An 11,225-nucleotide genomic window follows, 5' to 3' on the forward strand; every position below is an offset into this window, starting at 1 on the left:
TAACAATGCAAAATCCGAATAAATTAAATATCCATTTCATCTTGCACGAGGCATTTGAAGTGCCGGGAGCATATTTGAAATGGGCGCAATGGCGCGGACATAACATCAGTACAACCAAAGTGTACGAAAGGGAAACCCTGCCTGACAATGTGGACGATATAGATTTTTTGATTGTGATGGGCGGGCCGCAATCGCCTGATGAAGACAGGCAGGCATTCCCGTATTACGACCCCGAATCCGAGCTGCGCCTGATGCGTCAGGCGATGGCGGCGGATAAATATATTGTCGGCGTGTGTTTGGGTGCGCAGCTTTTATCCGTTGCCTACGGCGCGCGCCACACACGCAGCCCTGAGCGTGAAATCGGCATTTATCCGATTGAGCTGACGGCGGAAGGTTTGGCGGATGCCCATGTTTCCCTGTTGGGCAAAACCCTGAATACCGGCCATTGGCACGGCGATATGCCCGGTTTGACGGATAAGGCGGTTGTGTTGGCAACCAGCAAAGGCTGTCCGCGCCAGATTATCCGTTTTGCGCCCAAACATTATGCCTTCCAGGCTCATTTGGAGTTTGACCGTGAAGCCGTCGGGCTGCTGATTGCGGCGGACGGACGCGAAAATGTGGCCGAACAAAGCCAAGCCCAAACTTATGTCCAGCATCCGGATAAAATCGAAGCGGCGGATTTCAGTGAAATGAATGCCAAACTCTTCGACTTTTTGGATTCGCTGACGCAGTCAAAATAAAAAAGGCCAACCCTACAGGCCGTCTGAATAATAAATATAGAGAAGAAACGATTAACCCTTTTTAAAAGGTCGGACCATGTTCTATCAAATACTTGCCCTGCTGATTTGGGGCAGCTCTTTTATCGCTGCCAAGTATTCTTACGAGATGATCGACCCTGCGCTGATGGTTGAGGCACGGTTGTTGATTGCCGCATTGATGGTGCTGCCGTCGTGCCGTCGCCATTTGGGTAGGATTCCGCGGAGCGAGTGGAAGCCGTTGTTGTGGATTTCCTTTGTCAACTACGTTGTCGTTTTGATGCTTCAGTTTATCGGTTTGAAATATACATCTGCCGCCAGCGCGGTTACCATGGTCGGGCTGGAACCCTTGCTGGTGGTTTTTGTTGGTCATTTCTTTTTCAACGACAAAGCGAAAATTTACCACTGGATTTGCGGTGCGGCGGCGTTTGCCGGCGTGGGCATGATGGTAATGGGCGGCGCGGAAGAGGGCGGTACGATTGACTGGTTCGGCTGTCTGCTGATTTTGCTTGCGGGATTGGGTTTTGCAGGCGTGATACGTCCGAGCCAGCAGATGGTTGCCCGTATCGGTGCGCCCGCATTTACCGCGGCTTCCATGTCGGTGGCGGCGGTGTTGTGTCTGCCGTTTTCGCTGGTGTTGGCAGACAGTTATCAAATCAACTGGTCATGGGGCGGTACGCTGTCGATTTTATATATGGGGATCGGTTGCAGTTGGCTTGCCTATCTGTTGTGGAACAAAGGCATGAACAAAGTCCCTGCCAACGTCTCCGGCCTACTGATTTCGCTTGAGCCTGTCATCGGCGTTATCATGGCGGTGTTAATTTTGGGCGAACATTTAAGCGCTATGTCTGCGATGGGCATTACCGTCGTTATTGCGTCCACTTTTGTCGCCGGTATGCTGGCACGTGTCAGCAACAAACACAAAAAGGCCGTCTGAAAACAGTTTCAGACGGCCTGAAGTAAGCAGTATCTTTTTTCAATAAAACATTTTGGGAAAATTTCTATGAAACGCATTATCTCCCTGCTTTTGCTTGCCTGCCCCGTTTTGGCGTCGGCAGCACCCGATAACGACAAAGCCGCCGTACAGGCCGTCATTGCCAAGTATTACAACCGACCGCTTGCCGCGCACAAATGCCAGCTTACCGAGCCGCCGAAAGACAGTGAGACAGCATCTGACAATATCATGTATTGCATGAAACCTGTCGCCGACCATACCGTAACACGCAACGGCAAAGCCGCGCGCTATGTGTTGTACACAGGTTTTGCCTACGATATGGAACAAAAAGTAAAACAGGATGCCCATGCTTCTTCCGGTCTGGCAGAATTGTTTGTTTTGGAGAAAGCAGACGGCAAGTGGGCAATCAAACAGCACGGAAAAGATAAAATCGGCGCATGGGGCGAGCCACCGGAGAATAAGGAATGGAAGTTTGTTCAGGTGGGCGCACAAAACTGGGGCTATGTTGCCGAATCAAGTTATACAGGCCAAGGCGACACGATGACTTCGCAAAACTTCCTGTTTACCGATGATAGTAACCGAATCCGCAACAGTGTCATGATCAGCGGTAACGATAACGGCGCATATTACGGCAATTGCGATGAATATAAAGGGCGCGAAAAACGCCTCTGCGAAGACACGTTTGTCAGCATGGAAGCCAAAATTGCTTTTGACAAAAGCCGTCCTGCCGTATCCGGCGTATGGGCGTTGGCTGCAAAACTCAGCGGCGTATCAGGAAAGAAAAATTATAAAAATCAGAAATATATTTTCCCTTATAACGGCAAAACCCACGTTGCCCCCAAAAACTATCCCTTAGGCGGACAATAGTTTCCTTGAAAAACGCTTTTATCAAACCACTACTACCTCAAGTCAAATCCCGTGAAAGACACTCATAAACTCTGGGCCGCCCTCATCATTACCGGCATTATCGGCGGCATGGTCGGCATTGTATTAACCGAAATCATGCACACGATTCAACATCTTGCCTACGGTTACGGTTCAGACGGCCTATACGTTTCATTCCGAGAGGGCGTAGCGCAGGCAAGTCCGGAGCGACGTATCGGCGTGATGACCTTTTGCGGCGCGGTGGTCGGCTTGGGGTGGTGGTTGCTCAAACGCTACGGCAGGCCGCAACCGAGTATTAAAGCCGTGGTTAAAAATCCGCTCGCCGGTTTTCCGTTTTTTGAAACCGTCAGCCATGCACTGTTGCAAATCATTACCGTCGGGCTTGGCTCGCCGCTCGGCCGCGAAGTTGCACCGCGCGAAATGACCGCCGCCTTTGCTTCAGTAGGCGTCAACCGTTTCGGGTTGAGCGAAGACGACACAAGGCTGGTCATCGCTTGCGCCTCGGGTGCAGGTTTGGCGGCTGTGTATAACGTGCCGCTCGCCTCCACACTTTTTATCCTCGAAGCCATGCTGGGCGTATGGACGCAGCAAGCCGTCGCCGCCGCATTGCTGACTTCCGTCATCGCCACCGCCGTCGCGCGCATCGGCCTGGGCGACGTGCAGCAATATCATCCGGCCAACCTTTCCATCAACACCTCATTACTTTGGTTTTCCGCCATCATCGGCCCGATACTGGGCGTAACCGCCGTCTTTTTCCAGCGCACCGCCCAAAAGTTCCCCTTCATCAAGCGCAACAATATCAAAATCATTCCTTTGGCCGTCTGTATGTTTGCACTCATCGGCGTGATTGCCGTTTGGTTTCCCGAAATTTTGGGCAACGGCAAAGCAGGCAACCAACTGACTTTTGGCGGCTTGACCGACTGGCAACACAGCCTTGAGCTGACCGCCGTCAAATGGCTGGTCGTCTTGATGGCACTTGCCGTCGGCGCATACGGCGGCCTGATTACCCCGTCCATGATGCTCGGCAGTACCATTGCCTTTACAGCTGCCGCCGCGTGGAACAGCGTTTTCCCAGAAATGTCCTCCGAAAGCGCGGCCGTTGTCGGCGCCGCCGTTTTCCTTGGCGTTTCCCTCAAAATGCCACTGACGGCCATCGTCTTTGTTTTAGAACTCACCTACGCCCCCGTTGCCTTACTCATGCCATTATGTGCAGGCATGACAGGCGCAGTATGGGTAGCAAAGAAAATGGGATTTAAATAGTCAAAAGCATCAGGCCGTCTGAAACCAAGTTTCAGACGACCTTTTGCAATAAAATTGTCAACAATATCTATAAAAACCTACTGCCAAAAAGGCGAAAATAGCGGATAATACCGCCCTGAAAATTCATCCCATACTGATTAAACCTTCAACAAAGGAAATCCCATGTCTTCCATCAAACGCGCCCTGATCAGCCTATCCGACAAGACAGGCGCAGTCGAATTTGCACAAACCCTGACCAAGCTCGGTGTTGAAATCCTCTCTACCGGCGGTACAGCAAAGCTCTTGGCTGATGCAGGCGTCCCCGTTATCGAAGTTGCCGACTATACCGGCTTCCCCGAAATGCTCGACGGCCGCGTGAAAACCCTGCATCCGAAAATCCACGGCGGCATCCTCGGCCGTCGCGATTTAGATGAACACGTCGCCAAGATGGAAGAACACAGCATCGGCAACATCGACCTCGTGTGCGTCAACCTCTACCCCTTCGCCGCTACCATCGCCAAACCAAACTGCACACTGGAAGACGCGATTGAAAACATCGACATCGGCGGCCCGACCATGGTGCGCTCTGCCGCGAAAAACTGGAAACACGTCGCCATCGTTACCGACACAGCCGATTTCCCCGTTATCGCCGCCGAACTCGAAGCCAACAACGGCGCATTGAGCGACAAAACCCGTTTCAACCTTTCACGCAAAGCATTCAGCCATACCGCCCAATACGACGGCATGATTTCCAACTACCTGACCTCGCTTTCAGACGACGTCTTGAGCGGCCAGCCCCAAATCGGCGAATTTCCAAGCCAGTTCAACCAAAGCTGGATTAAAGTGCAAGACATGCGCTACGGCGAAAACCCGCACCAACGCGCCGCGTTCTACCGCGATATTTACCCAGCCGCAGGCAGCCTTTCCGCCTACAAACAGCTGCAAGGCAAAGAATTGTCGTACAACAACATCGCCGATGCCGATGCCGCATGGGAAGCCGTCAAATCCTTTGACTCACCGGCCTGCGTGATTGTGAAACATGCCAATCCGTGCGGCGTAGCCATCGCCTCCAATACCCTGGATGCCTACAAACTCGCCTACGCTACCGATACCACCAGCGCATTCGGCGGCATCATCGCCTTCAACCGCGAAGTGGACGGCGAAACCGTCAAACAAATTACCGACAACCAATTTATGGAAGTCCTCATGGCGCCGAAGTTCACCGCCGAAGCCCTCGAAATCGCCGCTGCCAAGAAAAACGTGCGCGTATTGGAAGTGCCGCTTGAGGCAGGTGCCAACCGCTTTGAACTCAAACGTGTCGGCGGCGGACTATTGGTACAAACCCCCGACATCCACCGCCTCAACCGCGCCGATTTGAAAGTCGTCTCCAAACGCCAACCGACCGAGCAAGAATGGAACGACCTGATGTTTGTTTGGAACGTCGCAAAATACGTCAAATCCAACGCCATCGTCTTCGGCAAAGGCGGCCAAACCTACGGCATCGGCGCAGGCCAAATGAGCCGCGTGGACAGCACCCGCATCGCCGCCCGCAAAGCTCAAGATGCCAATCTCGACCTCAACGGCGCATGTGCCGCTTCCGATGCCTTCTTCCCATTCCGCGATGGCGTAGATGTCATTGCCGAGCAGGGCATCAAAGCCATCATCCATCCGGCAGGCTCCATGCGCGACCAAGAAGTCTTTGACGCAGCGGACGAACACGGCATCGCCATGGTTATAACCGGCATCCGCCATTTCCGCCACTAATAAGCTGATATAAAATAAAGGCCGTCTGAAAACAAAGTTTCAATATCATGAAACCCATTTTCAGACGGCCTTCTTCAATCATCAAACAATTTAGCGGACTAACTGCAAATCAGGACAAAACAACCAAGTTCCAGCCAGCCCGATTAATGCAGCAACACGACGCCACACAACCCTAAAACCAACCCACTCAGAGAAAAAACATGAAACACATCCTCCTCATTCTTACCCTCGCCACACTCACCGCCTGCGCCTCCAGCCACACCGGCGGCTACGGCTATGCCGGCAACAACGGCGCCTCCGCAGGCGTGACCCAAACATTCCGTTGGTAAGGCCGTCTGAAAAACAACATAGTTTTCTACAATAGAGAACAAACAAATCCCAAACGTAAAGGCAAGTTTTACACTTGCCTTTTTAACGCCGTCCATCGGCTTAATAGCGCATAAATTCGTATCATTTGTTCACTATTTATATGTTAGGAAACGTAAAAGGCCGTCTGAAAACAGGCAATACAAACCCGTTACACGTTTCAAGCCGATCTTCAATACAAATTTCATTAATTCTCTAAATAAAAGCCCATATTTAAATCTATCACCAAAGAAACTATTTAAATCATATATTATTCAGTAATCATTATTGTTTGAGAATAAAAAAGTAAAATCAAATAGCTAGAAAAGCCGTTTAAAAAAAGCAACAAGTAAATTTAACGGGCATGACCGTTGAGGCCGAAAAAGTAACACTTTATCGGAAGAGTTGATTTACGAAACCAAACGCATATAAAATTTGGACAAGGATTCCGAATGCATTGAAAGAAGCTGACAAAAAGTGACTTGTTAAGAAACAAGCTGACAAAAAACGGCACATCGTTTCCCAAACTTCACAAGCTTCCCAAAATGTATCAGCATAAAATCCCATAAAACAGGCTTTTAGCTGCTATTCGGCCGAGTGGAGACTTTTGGCACGGGAATTGCATACAGGAGATTACGGCATGAAACCGCATAAAGGGGAGACTCTGAAATGCGGCAAATGTGTGGACAGGCGGTTTACAGCCGAGCAACACGTCCCAAAAGAAATCAAACCCCTTACAGGAAAATCGATATGAATAAAGTCTTTAAAGTCATTTGGAACCACGCGACCCAGACATGGACCGCGGTTTCCGAAATCAGCCATGCACACGGCAAAAAATCCGCTTCTGACAAGCGTAAAGCCGTAGCTGCTGCAGTGGTTGCAGCAGGTGCTTTGATGGCATCTAGCGGAGCAGAGGCCGATGTAAGATTGGGAGGTAGCGCAGTAAACATCACTCCTGATGGCACTTACAACGGTTCTAACAGAAACGTTGGTGTGAACTCTGTTGTAGTGGGTTATCAAAATACTGCCAGCAGCCAAGATGGCACTATCGCTTACGGTGCTAACAATACTGCGACTGCAAACGCAGCATTGGCTGTGGGTAATAACAATATCGCAACCGGCGGCGCATCGACTGCAATGGGTGTAAGCTCTGTTGCAAGTGGCGAAGCTTCTGTTGCAATCGGTAATGTAGCCCAAGCAACGCAAATTCGTGCGACTGCAGTAGGTAACCGTGCAACTGCTACTCAAGACTCCGCAAGTGCTTTTGGTAACCGTGCAAATGCTGGTGCACAATTTGCAACAGCTATTGGTGATAACTCCAATGCAAATGCTGCTGCAGTTGCTGTAGGTACGCATGCAAACGCTGAAAAACAAGATTCTATCGCTATTGGTAACAACGCTCACGGTGCTTGGACCAATGCTATTGCTGTCGGTAAAGATAGCGTAGCAAAACAAGACCACGCGATTGCAGCAGGTACTAGCGCAAATGCGTCAGGTATTCAAGCCGTCGGCGTTGGTTCATATACAAAAGCAGAAGGTAATCTGACAGTTGCAGTTGGTCCATATGCGCAAGCCAATAAAGAAGCTGCAGTTGCTGTAGGTTCTAACGCTACTGCTGCTGAGTCTAACTCTATTGCCGTGGGTCAAACTGCTACTGCGGCTAACAATAACTCCATTTCTATCGGTACAAAAACAGCTTCTAGAGGCGATAATGCAATTGGTATCGGTGCTTATGCTGAATCAACTGCTGCACGTGGTACCGCTATTGGCGTATTGTCTCAAGCTAATGGCGAGGGCTCATTTGCCGGTGGTGCATCTGCTCAAGCAGTAGGTACTAACTCTGTGGCTATTGGTGGTGCGACAGATGGTACTCTGGGTAATAAAGCAGGTACTGCTGCTAAAGCCACTGGTAATAACTCTATTGCAGTAGGTTCTAAATCAAATGCCCAAAAAGCTGCCGACGTTGCAGTAGGTTATGGTGCGACAGCCAATGGTACTTCAACTGGTTCTGATGGTGACGGCGTGGTGAATAATGCCGGTTCTGCAATGGCGATTGGTACCGACTCTCAAGCAACCGGTATCGTAGCAACTGCCATCGGTCAACGTTCTCAAGCCCTGGCAAACGGCGCGGTAGCATTGGGTGGCGACGCTCAAGCTAAAAAAGGTTCTGCCGTAGCAATCGGTCGCGGTTCTGTAGCCGACGGTATTTCTGCTTCTGCATTCGGTCCTGCTGCTCAAGCAACTGGTAAATACGCAGTAGCTTTGGGTGTACAAAGCCAAGCCACTTCAGAACAAGCCATCGCATTGGGCCGTGGTGCTAAAGCCAATGGCGGTGAATATGCAACTGCTCTGGGTAATGGTGCTCAAGCAACAGCCAAAAACACTCTGGCTTTGGGCACAGAAGCTAAATCTACTATCGAAAACAGCGTAGCCCTGGGTAACGGTTCTACAACCAGCGCATTCGCACCTACTAACAGCGCTACTGTTGGCAATTACACTTACGGTGGTTTCGCAGGTGCAACCAGCAGCTTGAATAACGGCGCAGTATTGTCTGTAGGTTCTGCAGGTAACGAACGTCAAATTCAAAACGTTGCTGCAGGTCGTATCTCTTCAACTTCTACCGATGCAATCAACGGCTCTCAATTGTTTGCCGTAGCAAACCGCATCGAAAACCTGAATCCGTTTGTATTCACAGGCCACAATGGCAGCGGTAGCTCACCAGCTGAAGGTACTTACAAATACGATCCTAAATCAAATGCCAATAACACTCTGAAACTGATCGCTGGTAACGGTTTGACAATGACCTCAAACGGCACTAACGAGTACACCCTGAGCGTAATCGGTGGTGGTTCTACTGGTGCTACCGGCGCTACTGGTCCTAAAGGCGAAAAAGGCGATACCGGTCCTGCTGGCCCTAAAGGCGACAAAGGCGATAAAGGTGACACTGGCGCAGCCGGCGCTAAAGGTGACAAAGGCGATAAAGGTGACACTGGTGCAGCCGGCGCTAAAGGCGATAAAGGTGACACTGGTGCAGCTGGCGCTAAAGGCGACAAAGGTGACACTGGTGCAGCTGGCGCTAAAGGTGACACTGGTGCAGCTGGCGCTAAAGGCGACAAAGGTGACACTGGCGCAGCCGGCGCTAAAGGCGACAAAGGCGATAAAGGTGACACTGGTGCAGCTGGCGCTAAAGGCGATAAAGGTGACACTGGTGCAGCTGGCGCTAAAGGCGATAAAGGTGATACTGGTGCAGCCGGCGCTAAAGGCGACAAAGGCGACAAAGGTGACACTGGTGCAGCCGGCGCTAAAGGCGATAAAGGTGACACTGGTGCAGCCGGCGCTAAAGGCGACAAAGGCGATAAAGGTGACACTGGTGCAGCTGGCGCTAAAGGCGATAAAGGTGATACTGGTGCAGCCGGCGCTAAAGGCGACAAAGGTGACACTGGTGCAGCTGGCGCTAAAGGCGATAAAGGTGACACTGGTGCAGCTGGCGCTAAAGGCGACAAAGGTGACACTGGTGCAGCCGGCGCTAAAGGCGACAAAGGTGACACTGGTGCAGCCGGCGCTAAAGGTGGCAAAGGCGATAAAGGTGACACTGGTGCAGCCGGCGCTAAAGGCGATAAAGGTGACACTGGTGCAGCTGGCGCTAAAGGCGACAAAGGTGACACTGGTGCAGCCGGCGCTAAAGGCGACAAAGGTGACACTGGTGCAGCCGGCGCTAAAGGTGACAAAGGCGATAAAGGTGACACTGGTGCAGCCGGCGCTAAAGGCGACAAAGGCGACAAAGGTGACACTGGTGCAGCCGGCGCTAAAGGTGACACTGGTGAAAAAGGTGACACTGGTGAAAAAGGTGGCAGCATCACAGGTGAAGTTGTAGATAATGGTGACGGTACCCATACAATCACTATTACTGATCTTGAGACCGGTACAGTCACTACTACCATCGTTAAAGACGGTAAAGACGGTGTAGATGGTAAGAATGCTAAAGCCGACGTTAAAGACAACGGCGATGGTACTCACACTGTAACCATCACTGATGGCGAAGGTAATACCACTACTACTATCGTTAAAGACGGTAAGAACGCTGAAGCCGACGTTAAAGACAACGGCAACGGTACTCACACTGTAACCATCAAAGACGGTAACGGTAATACCACTACTACCATCCTTAAAGACGGTGCTACTGGCGAAAAAGGTGACACTGGTGCAACCGGCGCTAAAGGCGACAAAGGCGACAAAGGCGACACTGGTGCAGCCGGCGCTAAAGGCGACAAAGGTGATACTGGTGCAGCTGGCGCTAAAGGCGACAAAGGTGATACTGGTGCAGCCGGCGCTAAAGGCGACAAAGGTGACACTGGTGCATCCGGCGCTAAAGGCGACAAAGGTGACACTGGTGCAGCCGGCGCTAAAGGCGACAAAGGCGATAAAGGTGACACTGGCGCAGCCGGTGCTAAAGGCGACAAAGGTGATACTGGTGCAGCCGGCGCTAAAGGCGACAAAGGTGATAAAGGTGACACTGGTGCAGCCGGCGCTAAAGGCGACAAAGGCGACAGCATCACAGGTGAAGTTGTAGATAATGGTGACGGTACCCATACCATCACTATTACTAATCTAGGTGATGGCTCAGTCACTACTACCATCGTAAAAGACGGTAAAAACGGTAAAGATGGTAAAGACGGTGCTACTGGCGCAGCCGGCGCTAAAGGCGACAAAGGTGACACTGGCGCAGCCGGCGCTAAAGGCGACAAAGGTGACACTGGTGCAACCGGCGCTAAAGGCGACAAAGGCGATAAAGGTGACACTGGTGAAAAAGGTGACACTGGTGAAAAAGGTGGCAGCATCACAGGTGAAGTTGTAGATAATGGTGACGGTACCCATACAATCACTATTACTGATCTTGAGACCGGTTCAGTCACTACTACCATCGTTAAAGACGGTAAAGACGGTGTAGATGGTAAGAATGCTAAAGCCGACGTTAAAGACAACGGCGATGGTACTCACACTGTAACTATCACTGATGGCGAAGGTAATACCACTACTACTATCATTAAAGACGGTAAGAACGCTGAAGCCGATGTTAAAGACAACGGCAACGGTACTCACACTGTAACCATCAAAGACGGTAACGGTAACACCACTACTACCATCATTAAAGACGGTGCAACTGGTGCCAAAGGCGATACCGGCGCAACTGGTGCAACCGGTGCTGACGGTAAGAACGCTGAAGCCGATGTTAAAGACAACGGCAACGGTACTCACACTGTAACCATCAAAGACGGTAACGG

The 11,225-nt window shown here is 51.0% G+C and carries 7 protein-coding genes; all 7 read left to right on the forward strand.

Translation table 11 applies throughout. The features are described from left to right. The first annotated feature begins 5 nt into the window (after positions 1-5). A complete protein-coding gene (locus ACTHR2_RS05145) occupies positions 6-740 on the forward strand; it encodes a glutamine amidotransferase-related protein (protein WP_263340620.1) in 735 nt (244 codons plus the stop codon). A gap of 76 nt (positions 741-816) precedes the next feature. Beyond that, on the forward strand, positions 817-1,692 hold the full coding sequence (locus tag ACTHR2_RS05150) for a DMT family transporter (protein ID WP_263340624.1): 876 nt from the start codon (positions 817-819) through the stop codon (positions 1,690-1,692). Between the two features lie 66 nt (positions 1,693-1,758). After that, positions 1,759-2,577: a hypothetical protein gene (locus tag ACTHR2_RS05155; protein ID WP_263340627.1), complete on the forward strand. Its 819-nt coding sequence runs from the start codon at positions 1,759-1,761 to the stop codon at positions 2,575-2,577. Positions 2,578-2,685: 108 nt separating this feature from the next. Then, positions 2,686-3,855 carry a chloride channel protein gene (locus ACTHR2_RS05160; protein ID WP_440375438.1) on the forward strand — a complete coding sequence of 390 codons (1,170 nt, stop codon included), beginning with the start codon at positions 2,686-2,688 and terminating at the stop codon, positions 3,853-3,855. Between the two features lie 162 nt (positions 3,856-4,017). Further along, on the forward strand, positions 4,018-5,598 hold the full coding sequence (purH, locus tag ACTHR2_RS05165) for a bifunctional phosphoribosylaminoimidazolecarboxamide formyltransferase/IMP cyclohydrolase (protein WP_440373067.1): 1,581 nt from the start codon (positions 4,018-4,020) through the stop codon (positions 5,596-5,598). Between the two features lie 200 nt (positions 5,599-5,798). After that, positions 5,799-5,927: a hypothetical protein gene (locus ACTHR2_RS05170; RefSeq protein ID WP_256388401.1), complete on the forward strand. Its 129-nt coding sequence runs from the start codon at positions 5,799-5,801 to the stop codon at positions 5,925-5,927. Between the two features lie 766 nt (positions 5,928-6,693). Next, positions 6,694-11,225: collagen-flanked surface repeat-containing protein (locus tag ACTHR2_RS05175; protein WP_440375433.1), on the forward strand; the 4,532-nt coding region annotated here is incomplete at its 3' end.

Source organism: Neisseria sp. P0006.S004 (assembly GCF_051963015.1).
Classification (GTDB): domain Bacteria; phylum Pseudomonadota; class Gammaproteobacteria; order Burkholderiales; family Neisseriaceae; genus Neisseria.

Coding starts and splice junctions, on each gene's coding strand:
- ACTHR2_RS05170 (WP_256388401.1), top strand. CDS start 5,799: ATGAAACACATCCTCCTCATTCTTACCCTCGCCACACTCACCGCCTGC.
- purH (WP_440373067.1), top strand. CDS start 4,018: ATGTCTTCCATCAAACGCGCCCTGATCAGCCTATCCGACAAGACAGGC.
- ACTHR2_RS05145 (WP_263340620.1), top strand. CDS start 6: ATGCAAAATCCGAATAAATTAAATATCCATTTCATCTTGCACGAGGCA.
- ACTHR2_RS05160 (WP_440375438.1), top strand. CDS start 2,686: ATGGTCGGCATTGTATTAACCGAAATCATGCACACGATTCAACATCTT.
- ACTHR2_RS05150 (WP_263340624.1), top strand. CDS start 817: ATGTTCTATCAAATACTTGCCCTGCTGATTTGGGGCAGCTCTTTTATC.
- ACTHR2_RS05155 (WP_263340627.1), top strand. CDS start 1,759: ATGAAACGCATTATCTCCCTGCTTTTGCTTGCCTGCCCCGTTTTGGCG.